The organism is Azospirillum soli (genome assembly GCF_017876165.1).
Taxonomy (GTDB): domain Bacteria; phylum Pseudomonadota; class Alphaproteobacteria; order Azospirillales; family Azospirillaceae; genus Azospirillum; species Azospirillum soli.
On record NZ_JAGINQ010000017.1, the window covers coordinates 1 to 14,879 of the forward strand.

Below are 14,879 nucleotides of genomic sequence, written 5' to 3' on the forward strand. Positions count from 1 at the left end.
CCGAAGCCCTCGTTCGACTTGCATGTGTTAGGCATGCCGCCAGCGTTCGTTCTGAGCCAGGATCAAACTCTCAGGTTCAAGATGAGCTGACGCTCACTTGACGTGGTCGCCCTCAAGCAACCTCACCCAAGCTTTCGAAACTGATGTCTCTTGCTGCATAGATCAGGATGCTCCAGGCAACCGCAATGCCAATCCCCAAACCAGGAGACCGGCTCCGCGACGCGGCACCAAACACCGCCGCCTGCGCATCCCTTCTCACAACACGGTATCAACTTGTCCAAGAAACCGCAGAACCGAGAACCGGAACCGCAATGCCCAGCACCCAACCCCTTCCGGGGCGGGCCGCCAGGGCCAATTTTTCATCGCTGCCCGACCCGTCGGCGCCTTGTTGGCGGCCACCGCGTCGGTGACGGGTATATAGTTCGGCGGGTCGGGGCCGCGCAAGGGCTTTTTTGACAGAGTCGTGAAAATTTTCAGGACGCTTGGTTTTTCAAGGCCTTGGCCGTCCGCATCAGCCAATGGGTCTATAACAGGCCCAGCGAGCGCAGTTCCGCCGCGAGATGTGGAGGCAGTTCGTCCCCCTGCCCGCCCGCATCGGCAAGATCCTTCGGCGCGGCTTGCGGATCGAGATAACGCCAACCCTGAAACGGGCGGTGCGCGGTGGGGACGGTCGGCACCAGTTCGGCGTCGAGGCTAAGGGTGCAGTAGCTTTCCCCTTCCTCGTCCACGCCGGTGTCGATGGCCAGGACGCGCTGACGCGCCAGGACGCTGCCCCGGATGACCCAGTAGATGGAACCGCTGGCCAGGATCTCCTCGCCGCGCTTCGGCACACGGCGGGTGTAGACGGGAACGATGGAGCGGCCGTCCGTCCGGTGGGCACGGCCCGCCTGGACTTCGGTCAGGTGGTCGAGGTCGCGGATGCCGACGGCGAGTTTGATGAGATGCAGGGACATGAAGGGCTCTGGATGGGCTGGCACAAGGGTCCGGTGCCCAGATGGGGCGACCCGGCACTGTTTCCAGCCGCCCCGGATGAGAGCCGCTTTCGGTCAGGCCGGGCGTCAGGCCGGGATGGGGTTGAGGGCGCGGCAGCGCTCCTCGAAGTCGGGCGTCACGAAATCGGGCTTCTTGTAGAGCCCTTTGATCCAGCTGGCGAGCATGCAGAGATCCTCCAGATGGGCGGTCTCGTGCAGTGTGTCCTCAGGGAAATGGATCTCGAACGCTTCGCCGATATGATCGAGCACCTGTTCGAGCTGTTCGGCGTTTAGGCCGACGCCGTCCTCCAGCACCGCGTTGCGGGTGAGGATCTTCTCGTCCACGCCGTACTCGTCACGGATCAGCTTCACGATCCAGCGGAAAAGCTGCATCCAATTGGTGATTCCAAGGATCGCGTCCGACATACCCAATTACCCCTACGCTCCAAAAGGGCGGCAGTGTGGCACGCATTCCTTGCAGATTCATTGCGTAAAAATGACGCTTCGGACGACCGAGCGCCACGCTGCTAGAGTGCGGTCATGCGCACAGCCTATCTGAACCTCGCCCTGTCCATGACCCTGGTTGGCCTGTCGGTGCCGGCGTCCAAGGTGCTGGTCGCCCACATGCCGCCGCTGGCGACCGCCGAGATGCGGTTTGCCATGGTGGCCCTGCTGCTGGCGCCCTTCGCTCTGCGCGGCGGGAGGGGGGCGTTGCCGACCAACGCGCGGGACTGGACCAGCCTGACTCTGCTGGCCCTGTTCGGCATGGTCCTGTTCAACCTGTTCCTGCTGTACGGGCTTCGCGCCACCAGTGCGGTGGCGGCAGGCATCATTACCAGCACCATCCCGGCCATGACCGCGCTGTGCGCCGCCCTGATCCTGCGGGAGCGGATCTCGGCCGGGAGTGCCGGGGCCATCGCGCTGGCGGTGCTGGGCATCGCCGCCCTGAACCTGCGGCCTGGCGAGAGCGCCGGAACCGACGATTCGCTGGTCGGCAACGCGCTGGTCTTCGGAGCGGTGGTGTCGGAGGGGCTGTACGGGGTCTTCGCGCGGCGGCTCGGTGGGCGGGTGCCGCCGCTGACCTTGACCTTTCTGGCGAACGTCTTGTCGGCGGTGATGATGGCACCGGCGGCGCTGCTGACCCTGGACGGGTTCGATCCGACGGCGGTTCCGGGCTGGGTCTGGGGGCTGTTCGTGGTGTCGGGGCTGGCGGGCGGCCTGCTCGCGGTGGTGCTGTGGATGCGCGGGATCGTTCATGTGCCGGCCAGCCGCGCCGGGCTGTTCACCGGCCTGATCCCGGCGGCGGGGGTGGTGGCCGCTGTTCTGTTCCTTGGCGAGGCGTTCACTCTCGGCCATGCGGCCGGGCTGCTGTGCGTTCTGCTGGGCATCGCGCTCGGCACCGGGGCGTTTCAACGATCGAAAATCCAAGACAAGAGGGAGGAGACCACACCATGACGATTTCCGTGACATTGCTGGGCGCCACCGGCTGGGTCGGTAAGGAACTGGTGAAGGCCATTGCCGCCGCGCCGGACCTGACGCTGGCCGCCGCCATGGCGCGGCAGGCCGCCGGGCGGGATGCGGGCGAAGCAGCCGGTGTCGGCTCGGTCGGTGTGACCATCGTGCCGACGCTGGAGGAGGCGCTCTCCATCCCGAGCGACGTTGTGATCGACTACACGGCGCCAACGGCGGTGAAGGGGCACACGCTGGCCGCCATCGCCGCCGGGCGAGCGGTGGTCGTCGGCACCTCCGGCCTGACGGGGGAAGACTATGCCGAGATCGACCGGGCGGCGCGGGAGCACGGGGTCGGCGTGCTGGCCTCCGGCAACTACTCCATCACGGCGGCGCTGATGCAGCGGTTCGCGCTGATGGCGGCGCGGTACGTGCCGGACGTGGAGGTCATCGACTACGCCTCCGCCAAGAAGCCCGACGTGCCGAGCGGCACCGCGCGGGAAATGGCCGAGCGGCTGTCGGCGGTCCGGCAGGACGCCACCAGCAAGCCCATCGACACGCTGATCGGCCCGCAGGAGGCGCGCGGCGCCACGGTGGGACGCACGCAGGTGCATTCGCTGCGGCTGCCGGGCTTCGTGCTGTCCTGCGAGGTGCTGTTCGGCGCGCCGGACGAGCGTCTGTCGATCCGCCATGACGCCGGGTCGAGCGCCGCGCCCTATGTGGCCGGGACGCTGCTGGCGGTGCGCCGGGTGCGCGAGCAGGCGGGGCTGCGGCGCGGGCTGGACACGCTGTTGGACTGACGCGGAATCACATGGGACGGCCCGCTTTACAGCGGGTCGTTCCGGTCGCGATGGTCGCGCGGGTTGGCGTGGCCGATGATGGCACTGAAGCCAAAGAGCAGCAGCAGCACGCCCATGATGATCTCGATGCCGCAGACGAGGCGCACCGCCCCGGTCACCGGGTGAATGTCGCCATAGCCGACCGTCGCGAAGGTGACCAGCGAGAAGTACAGCCCCTCCGGAAAGGTCAGGTCGCGGCGCATGCCGTCCACGATGAAGTTCGGCTCGACCATGAAGCGGTCCATGATCGTGTAGATGGCGCCGAACATGATGATGCACAGCGAATAGAAGGTCAGGAAGGCGAAGGCCGGCAGCACCAGCCGGGACGCCTGCTGGAAGAACCCTTCGAACAGAAGCCCGGCGTCGAGCAGGAAGATGGCGATGTCGCGCGCCACCAGGACGACGATGCCGCCAATCGTCAGCATGGCCAGGATGAAGATGGCGCCGAGCGTTTCCGGCGGGATGTCGCGGCCGGGCAGCAGGAAGGTCAGGGCGCCGATGCCCCAGACCGGGGCCATCCACAGGAAGATGCGGTCGAAATGCCCGCCCTCCCGCAAGCGGCGCGACATGACGATGGTGCGGATGTCGCCGGCCCGCCACCACGCCCCGCCGAGAAAGGCGGCCAGCGGTATCACGAAGGCCACCGCCTGGATCAGGGGCGGCATGTTCTGGAAGTTGCTTTCCAGAAAAAAGACGAAGACGCAGGCGTACACGCCGATGAAGTTCGCCAGCGCCAGGGTGAAGAACTGGCTGCCGGGGAACAGATAGTGGAACGCGCCCACCACCATGCCGACCGAGCCCAGAAGCACGAAGGCCAGATCGCCGGAGACCGATCGGATCGACAGGGCGATCATGCCTTGCAGCAACGCGGTGAGGACCGCGCCGCCCATCCAGGATCGGCGCACGGCGCGTGACGCGTGGCTGGAGCCGGCGGCCTTGGTTCGGCGGTCGGAAACGGTCTGGTTCATGCGGCGAATCGGCAGAAGCGGGTCGCCCCTGTTATAGCGCCGCGTCCCTTCGTTTTGTCAGGAATTTCGCCCGGAAATGATCGGCTGCGCCGTCCCGCGCGTCCGTGCGATCATCCGGCGATGATGCGCCGAATCGTCCAACTTCTGTTGCTGGCCTTTGCCGCCGGCCTTCTGCTCGCGGGCTGGAGCGTGCTGATCGAGCCGGGGCGGCTGGTTGTCCGCCACGTTCTCTTCCAGACGGAGCAATGGCCCGAAACGCACCCGCCGCTGCGCGTCGCGGTGCTGAGCGACCTTCACGTCGGAGCGCCGCACGTCGGCCTTGAGAAGCTTCGCGAAATCGTCGCCACGACGAACGCCGAACGGCCGGACCTCGTCCTCCTGCTGGGAGACTATGTCATCCAAGACGTGCTCGGCGGCCGTTACGTGCCGCCGGAAGCCATCGTGGATGTGCTGACCGGGCTGAAGGCGCCGCTCGGCATCGTGGCGGTGCTCGGCAACCACGATTGGTGGGACGATGGCCCGAAGATCGCCGAGATGATGTCCGACATCGGAATCCGCGTGCTGGAGAACGACGCGGTCCGCCTCGATCTGGGGAACGGGCGCGGGCTGTGGATCGGCGGCCTTGCCGACGACACCACGCGCCGGCCAGACATTCCCCGCACGCTGGCGCGGATCGACGACGGCGAGCCGGTCCTGATGCTCAGCCACGACCCCGCCCCCTTCGCCGCGATGCCGGAACGGCCGCTCCTGACCCTGGCCGGACACACCCACGGCGGGCAGGTCTACCTGCCGTGGATCGGCGCCCTGATCGTGCCGGGCCGGGCGCCCCGCCGCTGGGCCTACGGCCACATCGTGGAGAATGGCCGGCACTTGATGGTGACCGGCGGCATCGGGACCAGCACCCTGCCGATCCGCTTCAACATGCCGCCGGAAATCCTGGTGCTGGAGATCGGCCGGGAGAGCGGCTGAGCGCCCTTCTCACCAGCCTCCGGTCGCCAGCCAGCGGTCCGCCATCTCCAGCCGGTCCCAACCCCAGAAGGGCTCGTCGTCCACGATGATGAAGGGGGAGCCGAAGACGCCCCGGTCGATGGCGGCCTCGGTCTCCGCGCGCAGGCGGTCCTTGATGTCCTGGTCCTGAAGTGCTGCCGCCACCGCCGCGCGGTCGAGCCCGAGTCCGCCGGCGATCTCCACCACCGTTTCGGCCGGGCCGATGTCGCGCCCCTCGCCCCAGTGGGCGTGGTACAGCGTGCGGGCCAGCAGCTTGGCCTGTTCCGGATGCTCGTCGGTCAGCCAGTAGAAGGCGCGCGAGGCCGCCACCCCGTTGACCGGCGCCGAATCGGGATAGGTGAACGGAACCTTGGTCAGCCGCGCGATCCGGCCCACGTCATGGACCAGATACTCGCCCCGCAACGGTTGTTGCAGGTTCGGTTTCATGCCCGTCACCTTGAAGACCGCGCCGAGCAGGATCGGGCGCCACGTCACTGTGCGGCCGTGCGCCGCAGCCAGTTCCTCAATGCGTCGGCTGGCGAAATAGCCGTAGGGCGAGGCGAAGTCGAAATAGAAATCGATGGGTTCGGGCATCCGCCGTTCCTCCCGGTTTTGGTTTTCCGAGAAGGTTAACGCGCGGCGAGCCCTTCCGTCCACCCGGCGCGACGTCACAGCCGGCTCCTGTCGCCAATTGTGCATCGTCGTGCGGATTGTGCAGTCGGGCGGTTCTGCACAATGGGTGGATTGGGATGTTTTGTCGTTGCCGATCAGTGTGTTGGGCGTGTTCGTTCGTGAACGGTCATTGTGCAGTGGGTGCACAACGATTTGCAGACGAATGATGTGGATGAGCCCCGCGCAGCGGCCCCATGGCCAGCGTCGGAAAAGGCGCAGTTCGGATGGTGATGGCCAAGGGTAAGCGACCGAACGAAACAAATCAAGAACGGCAGGAGAGACGCTCCTTTGGAGCGGCTTTCCATTGGATGCGATGCTTCTCCACCGTCATGACCGGGTTTGCCCCGGTCATCCACGCCAGCGCAACTATGTCCGGCAGTAACTATAGATGCCCGGATCAAGTCCGGGCATGACGATCCTTGGAAGTGTTATGTCAGATGGATAGACAAGATCCGGGTCTGTGCCCGTCGTCACGCGCCCCGTCAGATGGCGCGCACCTTGGCGTCGAAGACGTAGCCGGCGCCGCGTTCGGTTTTGATGATGCGCGGCTCCTTGGGGTTCGCCTCGATCTTGCGGCGCAGGCGCAGGATCAGCACGTCAATGGAACGGTCGAACACCTCGGCCCCATCGGCGCGGGTCAAGTCCAGCAGCTGGTCGCGGGTCAGCACGCGCTGCGGCCGCTTCACGAAGGCGGCGAGCAGGCCGAACTCCGCCTTGGTCAGCTCCACCTCGCGCCCGCCCTCGCCGCGCAGTCGCTGGGCGGTGAGATCGAGTTCCCAATTGGCGAACTGCACCACGGCGCGCAGCTCGTCCGCGCTGCGGGGCGGGCGCCCCTCGCCGGAGACGCGGCGCAGCACGGCCTTGATGCGGGCCAGCAACTCGCGCGGGTTGAAAGGCTTGGTCAGGTAGTCGTCGGCGCCCAGCTCCAGCCCGACGATCCGGTCCACATCTTGGTCCTTGGAGGACAGGATGATGACGGGAATGTGCGACTCCGTCCGGATGTGGCGCACCAGCCCCAGCCCGTCGCCGTCCGGCAACCGCAAGTCACACACGACGAGATCGACAGGGTCACCCTCAAGCGCCTGCTTCGCCGTCGCCGTATCCGGCGCGGTCGTGACGCGGTAGCCCTCTGCCGTCAGATAGGACGCCAGCAGGTCCCGTACCGGTTCGTCATCATCGACCGCGAGAATATGCATGCCCTATACCTCCCGCCCTCTTCTTATCCCACAGTAGGGGGTACACGCAATCGGTTACAACCCCGTAACAGGCTCTCGCGCCACGGCCTTTTGGTGAATCGGTTGAAACAACCCATCCCACAACCGAAACGAAAAATCCCGTTTTCTGAAATCACGCATTCATAAGCGTTGGGTTTACTCCGGATCGTGACGCGGAAGCACTGCGACACGTAAGACCAGGGGACAGACCATGAGCGTGATCGAGCAATGTCTGGAACGTATCGCACACCTCGATCGGGCCGATCACCTGCTGAACGAGGTGCGCGTGTACAACCACCGCCTGCCGATTCGCGAGGCGCTGGCACAGCACCGCGCCCTGCTCAGCGAGGCGCGCCGCCATCTCGAATCGGCGCGCACGCTCAGCGGCGGCGCCTGATCCTTCCGCAGCGTCACTCACCCAGGGAACCTCACCATGGCGCCGGCCTATTGCCCCGCATGCGATTGCGAGCGACGGACCGACCGGTCCCCGGCGCGTCCGCCGTCGCACGCGCGGACCTGCCGGGGGACGCGCCGTTCGGCGCACGAGCGGTACGGGCACCAGCTTGGCCGGCGCGACGAAACTCACCGTTCACCGAAGCACCCGGAGGGTGACCGGATGCTTCCCCTCGCCTCCCCTCCCCCGTCCTGGGGGAGGGGGCTTTTTTCACCCCAGGCGGTTTCCGGGCAGGTTGCGGGCCTGTGGTCCGAGATGATGAACCGCTGGCTGCCGACATCGTAACCGCAAGGCCGCAGCGGACACCGTCCGCGTCATCGCCGCGCCGTCACCTCGATTTCGATCTTCATGCGGGAATCGATCAGGGGGCAGACCACCGTCGTGTTCGCCGGCCGGATGTCCGCGAAGTAATCCCCCAGGATCGGGGCGACCCGCGCGAAATCGGCGGCGTCGGCCAGATAAACGCGCACGCGCACCACATGCTCCAGCGCCGCGTCGGCCTCGCGCAGGGCGGCGCGGATGTTCCGGAAGGTCTGGTGCGTCTGTTCCACCACATCGTCGGATATGGTGCCGGCCGCGTAGTCGAATCCGGTCGTGCCGGACACGAACACCCACTTGCCGTCCACCACGGCGCGGGAATAGCCGGCCAGCCGTTCGAAGCTGGAGCCGGAGGAGATCAGCTTGCGGTCCATGCGGCGGCGTCCTTCCCCAGGACTGCGGTGCAGTCTTTCGTCGTCGACGACCAGCATGACACAAACCGTTCCGTGCACCATCCCCACCGGAGGGCGAATCGGAGGGAAGGCGAATCGGCCCTTTCGCCTATGACTCTGGGTCCCGTGACATGGCCGCCGCAATCTTTCCCAAATGAGCGCGTATTCCCCTGTTTCAGGATGCCTCGATCAACGACGGAAGAAGCCGCATGACCAGGATGCCGAAGACCGCCCTATTCACTCTGATGGGGCCCTTTGTGATCGTGCCGTTGCTGGCGGTGCCGGCTTTCGCGGCCGATGCCGCGCCGGGTGCGCTGGCGCTGAAGCGGGTGCTGCTGTCCACCGGCGGCGTGGGCTATTTCGAGCATGAGGCGCGGGTGACCGGCGACGCCGCCCTGACGCTGGAGGTGCGGCGCGACCAGGTGGACGACGTGCTGAAGAGCATCGTCGTGTACGACGACCGGGGCGGCGTCGGCACGGTCGGGCTGCCGGGGCAGGAGCCGCTGGAAACAGCCTTCCGCGAACTGCCCTTCTCGCCGGACGACCTCGCCTCCCCCACCGCCATACTGAACGCGCTGAAGGGATCGGAAGTGCGTGCCCAGGGCGCGCGGGAAGTGACCGGCCGCCTGCTGTCGGTGACGGAGGAGACCGTTCAACTGCCGAACGGCGGCGGCACCGTCACGCGGCACCGGGTCAGCCTGATGACGGCGGACGGGCTGCGGCAGTTGGTGCTGGAGGAGACGGATTCGCTGCGCTTCACCGACCCGCGCGTGCAGGCGCAGTTGGACGCCGCGCTGGCCGCCGTCGCCGGGAACGCCGGCAAGGAGCGGCGGCGCCTGACCATCCGGACCACCGTGCCGAAGGACGGCGCGAACGCCGAGCGGACCGTGCGCGTCGCCTATGTGGTCGGCGCCCCGCTGTGGAAGGCGACCTACCGCCTGACCCTGCCCGACGCGCAATCGAAGACGGGCAATTTGCAGGGCTGGGCGGTGCTGGAGAACCTGAGCGGCGAGGACTGGAACGGGGTCGAGCTGTCGGTGGCGTCGGGCAATCCGGTGACCTTCCGGCAGGCGCTCTACGACGCCTATTTCGTCAACCGCCCGACCGTCCCGGTGGAGGTGCTCGGCCGCGTGCTGCCCAAGCCCGACGAGGGGGCCGTTGCCGCTGACGCCGTGGCCGAGAAATCGATGGCGCCGATGAACCGGGCGCAGATGGCTGCTCCCCCCGCGCCGGCTCCGATGGCCGCGCCGGCACCCATGGCAGGCCCCGTGGCAGGGATGAGCGCGATGGGCGCGCCGCAGCGCGCGGCGGAAACGATGGCGGCCGAGAACACGGAAGCAACCGCCCAAGTGCTGTTCCGCTACCCGCAACCGGTGACCGTGCCGAACGGCGGGACGCTGATGATGCCCATCGTCGCCCGCGCCGTTCCGGCCGAACGGCTGGCGCTGTACCAGCCGGGCACCCAGCCGCGCCACCCGCTGGCCGCCGTCCGGCTGAATAATGACGGGGGAGGTGATGGCGGGAATAGGGGGCTGCCGCCGGGGGTTCTGACGCTGTACGAGGCGGTCGGGGGGGCTGCGGCCTATGTGGGCGACGCGCGGCTGGCGGCCCTTCCGGCGGGAGAAAGCCGGCTGCTGAGCTTCGCCGTCGATCAGGCGGTGACGGTGGACCGGTCTGAGCAGCCGAGCCGCACTATCTCCCGCGCCACGCTGGCCGATGGCGTGTTGCAGCTGACCGTGACGGAGCGGCAGACGACCACCTACCGCATCGCCGGCGCCGCCCGCGAGGACCGGACGGTCATCGTCGAGCACTCGCGCCGTCCGGGGTGGGATCTGGTGGAGCCCGCCGGCCCGGCGCCGGACAGCACGGCGACCGCCTATCGCCTGCCGGTGGCCGTGCCCGCCAGCAAGACGGTCAGCCTGACCGCGACGCTGGAGCGCCCGCGCACCGACCGGCTGGGGCTGGTCGATCTGTCGCCGGAGCAGGTGCAAGCCTATGCGTCCTCCGCCGAATTGCCGCCAGCCGTCCGCGAGGCGCTGGGCAAGGTCGCCGCGTTGCGCTCCGCCGTCGCGGAGAAGGAACGCCGCATCGCCGACATCGAGCGCGAGCAGGCCGAACAGGCCAAGGAGCAGGAACGGATGCGCCAGAACCTCGATTCCCTGCCGCGCGACAGCGACCTGCACAAGCGCACGCTGACCAAGATGGGCGAGGCGGAAACCCGGCTGGACACGCTGGCGCGTGATCTTGCCACGGCGCGGAAGGACGCCGACGCGGCCCGCGCGAGCCTGCGCGAGCAGGTGCGGGCGATGCGGCTCTAACACCACTCTGCCACTCCCATCTGCCGAGACAGGCTCAGCGGCTGCATGCTGCCCCTCTCCCCTCGTGGGAGAGGGGTTGGGGTGAGGGGGGCATACCGTCCGGCAGGACGGGAAAAGAGGCTCAATCGCATGTGCGGCTTTGCCGCATACCCCTCATCCCAACCCTTCTCCCACAAGGGGAGAAGGGCTTTACGCCAGAACCGACCTCTCTTCGGAAGCTGCAGAGTGGTGTTAGCCGGCTTCCTTGGGGCGGGCTTCCTTCGGGCGAAAGGTGATGACGCGGTAGACGTACCAGACCGCGGTCGCACCGAGGATGAGGTTGGACACTGGGTTCACCCAGCCGGAGACCTTCTGGTACTGGTCTTCCAGCAGATAGCCGCTCCCGGCGAGGAACGCCGACCAGATCGCCGTTCCCGCCGCGGAGTAGATCAGGAAGCGCACCAGCGCCATGCCGGCGATCCCCGCCGGAACGGAGATCAGCGTCCGCACCGCCGGGATCAGGCGCCCGAAGAACACCGACGCTCCGCAATGCCGCTGGAACCAGTGGGCGGCGTCATCAATCTCCTCCGGCCCCAGGGTCAGCCAGCGGCCGTGGCGGGCGGCGAGGCGCTTCAGCCGCTCGCAGCCGAGCCAGCGGCCCACATAGTACCAGAACAGCGCCCCGGCGACCGAACCGGCGGTGCCGGCCAGCACCACCAGCGCGAGGCTGAGTTCGCCGCGCGCGGCGGTGAAGCCCGCCAACGGCATGATCAGTTCCGACGGAATCGGCGGGAACACGTTTTCCACCAGCATCAGGACCGCGATGCCGAGATAGCCGGTCTGCTCCACCATGCGCGTGATCCAGTCAAACACCTCGCCTCCTCCAGCGCTTGTGCATGACATAACCCCGCATGGGGAAATCGTTCCCTGCTGGACGGTTCAGGGAACCGCCCCGGCGGCCGGTGACGCCGGTCGCCGGGGGTGTGGCTAAGACTGGGGCCTCACGCCGACTTTTCGACCGTCGTGCCGCTGCAATAGGCCCAGTCGTCGCCTTGCAGCCCGAAGAACAGCGCGACCGGCTGCTTGCCGGAGCGGTCGATGACGACGCGGAAACGGTTGCCGGTGCAGGCGCCGGCCGCCTGCTTCTGGTAGGGAAGCTTGACGTGCTTGGACTTCAGGCAGCTGTCGGCGGCCTTCGGCGGGTTGGCGGACGCGTCGATCTTCTTGCCGTTCAGGACCATGTAGTAGTTGGTCGCCTGCCCACCCTTCACGTCGGCCTTGATCTCGATCTTGCCGAAGCGGGACTTGTAGAGGCCGGCGTCCTGCTCCCCGTCCGGGGCGCCGGGCGGGATCGGCCGGAAGGAGATGGCGGCGCAGGCCGGCGGCTCCTTCTGGGCGTGGGCCGGCGAGGACAGCGTGACGGCGGCAAGGCCCGCAACGAGCAGGGCACCGGAAAGACGCGACGGCGACATTCAAACATCCCCCATGGCTGAAAAGGGAAACGGGCTCAGGCGGGCATCTGGCAGAAGCAGGTCTGCTGCATGATCGCGCAGTCCTTCTCCACACCGCCGTCGAGCATGGAAACCTCGACGCTGGTGACGGTCAGCGTGCAACCCGGCTTCAACACGCGGGCGCGGGCGATCATCACCTCGCCCTTGGCCGGGGACATCAGGTTGACCTTGAACTCCACCGCCAGAACCTCGCTGCCGGCCGGCATCAGGGTGTAGGCGGCGTAACCGCCGGCGTTGTCGGCCAGGGTCGTGACCATGCCCGCGTGAAAGAAGCCGTGCTGCTGCGTCAGGTCGGCGCGGAACGGCATGCGCATCTCGCAGAAGCCGGGCTCCGTGCGCGTCAGCTCGATCCCCAGCGTCTGGCAGATCGGCTGGCGGTCGAAGCTGGCGCGGATGCGCGCCTCCCAATCGGGGTCGCGGGGCTCGAAACGCTTGGTCAAGGCAGGGTCCCTCCGGTTGTCCTCGTGAAGCGACCCTACCCTGCGCCAGCCTTACGTTCCAATCAAGCCGAGCTGCGGGCTGGACGGTTCGGCAAAGGCCCGCTTGGGCATGCGCCCGGCCAGACGCGCCGAACGCCCGGCGGACACGGCGTCGCGCATCGCCGCCGCCATGCGCACCGGATCGCGCGCCTTGGACACGGCGGTGTTCAGCAGCACGGCGGAGCAGCCAAGCTCCATCGCCAGCGCCGCGTCCGACGCCGTACCGATGCCGGCGTCCAGCACCACGGGCACCGGGCTGCGCGCGCAGATGGTTTCGATGGCGTGCGGGTTGCGGATGCCGAGACCAGAGCCGATGAAGGCCCCCAACGGCATCACCGCCGCCGCCCCGAGGTCGGCCAGCTTGCGGCAAGTCACCGGGTCGTCGTTGCAGTAGGGAAGCACGGTGAAGCCGTCGGCGACGAGTTCCTCGGTGGCGCGTAACAGCTCCTCCACGTCGGGGTAGAGCAGTTCGCGGTCGCCGATGACCTCCAGCTTGACCCAGTCGGTGCCCAGCGCCTCGCGCGCCAGCTGCGCGGTCAGCACAGCTTCCCGGGCGGTCAGGCAGCCGGCGGTGTTGGGGAGAAGTCCGACGCGGCCGCCCAGCACGTCCGCAATCACATCCACGAGGCTTTCCGAATAGCCGTCGAGGCTGATGCGGCGGATGGCGACGGTGGCGAGTTCGGTGCCGCTGGCCTCCAGCGAATCGAGCATGACCTGCTGGTTCGGGTAACCGGCGGTGCCGAGGAACAGACGCGACCGGAAGGTCCGGCCGGCGATGGTGAGGGTGTCGTCCTGCATGGGGATATCCTCTCAGCCGCCCTGGATGGGGCGGACGATCTCGATGGCGTCGCCGGGGGAAAGCGGGGTTTCCGCCCAGCGGCGCGACGGCAGCACGGCCCCGTTCAGCGCCACGGCCACGCCGCGCGCCCCGGGGACGATGCCGCGTTCGGCCAGAAGCGCCGCGACGGTCGCGGCGGTGACCGCCTCGGCCCGGCCGTTGATCTGGATGGTCGCGCTCATGCGGCGGCTCCCCTGGGCTGGAAGCGGGTGATGGCGAAGGGCCGGATCACCGGGTCGGCCTCGCCGGTCAGGATCAGCTTTGCCACCGAATCGGCGGTGACCGGGGTCAGCAGGATGCCGTTGCGGTGGTGCCCGGTGGCGAGGATCAGGCCATCGATGCCGGAAGGCCCAAGGATCGGCGCGTCGTCGCGGCTACCGGGGCGGAAGCCGACCCAGCTTTCCTCGATGGGCAGTTCGGCGATGCCCGGCAGGGCGCGCCACGCGCCTTCCAGAAGGGCGAACTGGCCGCCGGCCGTCAGGCGGTCGTCGAAGCCGCGCTCCTCGGTGGTGGCGCCGATCAGGAGGCGTCCGTCGAGGCGCGGGATCAGGTAGGTGCCGGGCGTCCACACGACGTGGCGGAGCAAGGGCAGACGCTCGTCCATGCGGACGCAGATCATCTGGCCTTTGATGGGGCGGACGGGGACGGGAGGCAGGCCGTCGATGCGGCCAGACCCGATGTTTCCGGACCAAGCTCCGGCAGCGAGGACGACGCGGTCGGCGTCGATCAGGGTGTCGCCGACGCGGACGCCCGTGGCGCGGCCGTTTTGGACCTCGACGCGGGTGACGTTGGCGTGCTCGTGCACCCGGCCGCCGGCCTGGAGCACGGCGGCGTGCAGGGCGGCGGCGAGCTTGCGGTTGTCGACCTGATGGTCCTCGCGGCAATAGAGGGCGCCGGCCACGCCGGGTTGCAGGTAGGGCTCGCGGCGGCGGACCTCGGCGCCGGTCAGCCACTCCACCGGCAGACCGAGCTTGGTCTGGAAGTCGTGGAGAAAGCGCACCTTGGCCGCGTCGTCGGCGTTCAGTGCGATGACCATGGTGCCTTCGATGCGCAGTTCCACCGACTGGCCGGTGGCCGCCTCCAACTCCGCCGCGAAGGCGGGCCAGAGGGCTTGCGAGGCGCGGGTCAGGGGGAGAAGGCTCTCCTCGCCCGGTTCGGTCTCCACGCAGGCGGCGAGCATGCCGCCGGCCGCGTGGCTGGCCCCGCGCCCGGCGGCACCGCGGTCGAAGACATCGACACGGCAGCCGGCGGAGGCCAGACGCCACGCGATGGACAGGCCGATGACCCCGGCCCCGATAATGGCGACGGAAGGATTTGAGGACGGTAATGGGATTCGTGGCGCGGACGGCGCGATGACCATGCGGCGGCTCCCTTCGCTGGCATTATCCAGACAGGTTCGTTGGGTGTGATCTCAGCCACGCGGCGGACCCGCGCAGCACCCCAGCCAATGCCTGGATAATCGGAGAGAGCCTTCGCTTTTGCAACTCTAA

At 67.9% G+C, this 14,879-nt stretch carries 17 protein-coding genes, 1 rRNA gene and 1 riboswitch; of the genes, 5 read left to right on the plus strand and 13 right to left on the minus strand.

The window, feature by feature from the left end:
• From J2852_RS22590 to J2852_RS22600, 3 genes are all read right to left on the minus strand, one after another.
• Positions 1–78 (minus strand): 16S ribosomal RNA (locus J2852_RS22590); the annotation flags it as partial.
• 446 nt (positions 79–524) lie between these two features.
• Positions 525–953, minus strand: a complete 429-nt coding sequence (locus J2852_RS22595; protein WP_209880106.1) for a DUF1489 family protein — start codon at positions 951–953, stop codon at positions 525–527.
• Between the two features lie 105 nt (positions 954–1,058).
• Complete coding sequence (locus J2852_RS22600) at positions 1,059–1,397, minus strand: acyl carrier protein (protein WP_209880109.1); 339 nt, start codon at positions 1,395–1,397, stop codon at positions 1,059–1,061.
• Positions 1,398–1,511: 114 nt separating this feature from the next.
• On the opposite strand from J2852_RS22600, the gene J2852_RS22605 reads away from it, so the two are divergent.
• Complete coding sequence (locus J2852_RS22605) at positions 1,512–2,426, plus strand: DMT family transporter (protein ID WP_209880112.1); 915 nt, start codon at positions 1,512–1,514, stop codon at positions 2,424–2,426.
• Positions 2,423–3,220 carry a 4-hydroxy-tetrahydrodipicolinate reductase gene (gene dapB / locus J2852_RS22610; RefSeq protein WP_209880115.1) on the plus strand — a complete coding sequence of 266 codons (798 nt, stop codon included), beginning with the start codon at positions 2,423–2,425 and terminating at the stop codon, positions 3,218–3,220. Before J2852_RS22605 ends, dapB begins: the two co-directional genes overlap by 4 nt.
• A gap of 26 nt (positions 3,221–3,246) precedes the next feature.
• Here the strand turns inward: dapB and J2852_RS22615 are convergent, their stop codons facing one another.
• Positions 3,247–4,227, minus strand: coding sequence for a potassium channel family protein (locus J2852_RS22615; protein ID WP_209880118.1), 981 nt, complete (start codon positions 4,225–4,227; stop codon positions 3,247–3,249).
• Positions 4,228–4,347: 120 nt separating this feature from the next.
• On the opposite strand from J2852_RS22615, the gene J2852_RS22620 reads away from it, so the two are divergent.
• Positions 4,348–5,196 carry a metallophosphoesterase gene (locus tag J2852_RS22620; protein ID WP_209880126.1) on the plus strand — a complete coding sequence of 283 codons (849 nt, stop codon included), beginning with the start codon at positions 4,348–4,350 and terminating at the stop codon, positions 5,194–5,196.
• Positions 5,197–5,205: 9 nt separating this feature from the next.
• Here the strand turns inward: J2852_RS22620 and J2852_RS22625 are convergent, their stop codons facing one another.
• Together J2852_RS22625 and J2852_RS22630 are read right to left on the minus strand one after the other, a co-directional pair.
• Positions 5,206–5,808: a 2-hydroxychromene-2-carboxylate isomerase gene (locus tag J2852_RS22625; protein WP_209880127.1), complete on the minus strand. Its 603-nt coding sequence runs from the start codon at positions 5,806–5,808 to the stop codon at positions 5,206–5,208.
• Between the two features lie 560 nt (positions 5,809–6,368).
• On the minus strand, positions 6,369–7,082 hold the full coding sequence (locus J2852_RS22630; RefSeq protein WP_209880129.1) for a response regulator: 714 nt from the start codon (positions 7,080–7,082) through the stop codon (positions 6,369–6,371).
• A gap of 229 nt (positions 7,083–7,311) precedes the next feature.
• Between J2852_RS22630 and J2852_RS22635 the strand changes: the two genes are divergently transcribed.
• Positions 7,312–7,497: a hypothetical protein gene (locus tag J2852_RS22635; RefSeq protein WP_209880131.1), complete on the plus strand. Its 186-nt coding sequence runs from the start codon at positions 7,312–7,314 to the stop codon at positions 7,495–7,497.
• 371 nt (positions 7,498–7,868) lie between these two features.
• On the opposite strand, the gene J2852_RS22640 is transcribed toward J2852_RS22635, so the two are convergent.
• Complete coding sequence (locus tag J2852_RS22640; RefSeq protein WP_343206803.1) at positions 7,869–8,303, minus strand: RidA family protein; 435 nt, start codon at positions 8,301–8,303, stop codon at positions 7,869–7,871.
• Between the two features lie 170 nt (positions 8,304–8,473).
• On the opposite strand from J2852_RS22640, the gene J2852_RS22645 reads away from it, so the two are divergent.
• Entirely contained in the window at positions 8,474–10,582 is a 2,109-nt protein-coding gene (locus tag J2852_RS22645; RefSeq protein ID WP_209880133.1) for a DUF4139 domain-containing protein, read from the plus strand.
• 231 nt (positions 10,583–10,813) lie between these two features.
• Here J2852_RS22645 and J2852_RS22650 read toward each other — a convergent pair whose 3' ends face one another.
• The 6 genes from J2852_RS22650 to thiO all read right to left on the minus strand — a co-directional run bounded on the left by J2852_RS22650 (position 10,814) and on the right by thiO (position 14,749).
• A complete protein-coding gene (locus tag J2852_RS22650) occupies positions 10,814–11,434 on the minus strand; it encodes a DedA family protein (protein WP_209880135.1) in 621 nt (206 codons plus the stop codon).
• 128 nt (positions 11,435–11,562) lie between these two features.
• A complete protein-coding gene (locus tag J2852_RS22655) occupies positions 11,563–12,033 on the minus strand; it encodes a hypothetical protein (protein WP_209880137.1) in 471 nt (156 codons plus the stop codon).
• Positions 12,034–12,068: 35 nt separating this feature from the next.
• The gene (locus tag J2852_RS22660) at positions 12,069–12,512 is read right to left on the minus strand and encodes a PaaI family thioesterase (RefSeq protein ID WP_209880139.1); all 444 of its coding nucleotides are present in this window, start codon (positions 12,510–12,512) and stop codon (positions 12,069–12,071) included.
• 51 nt (positions 12,513–12,563) lie between these two features.
• Complete coding sequence (gene thiG, locus J2852_RS22665; protein WP_246499920.1) at positions 12,564–13,349, minus strand: thiazole synthase; 786 nt, start codon at positions 13,347–13,349, stop codon at positions 12,564–12,566.
• 12 nt (positions 13,350–13,361) lie between these two features.
• Positions 13,362–13,571, minus strand: a complete 210-nt coding sequence (thiS, locus tag J2852_RS31665; protein WP_246499921.1) for a sulfur carrier protein ThiS — start codon at positions 13,569–13,571, stop codon at positions 13,362–13,364.
• Complete coding sequence (thiO, locus tag J2852_RS22670; protein WP_209880141.1) at positions 13,568–14,749, minus strand: glycine oxidase ThiO; 1,182 nt, start codon at positions 14,747–14,749, stop codon at positions 13,568–13,570. The genes thiS and thiO overlap by 4 nt, the downstream gene beginning before the upstream one ends.
• A riboswitch (TPP riboswitch) is annotated at positions 14,741–14,842 on the minus strand. Its footprint overlaps the gene before it by 9 nt.
• Positions 14,843–14,879: the final 37 nt, after the last annotated feature.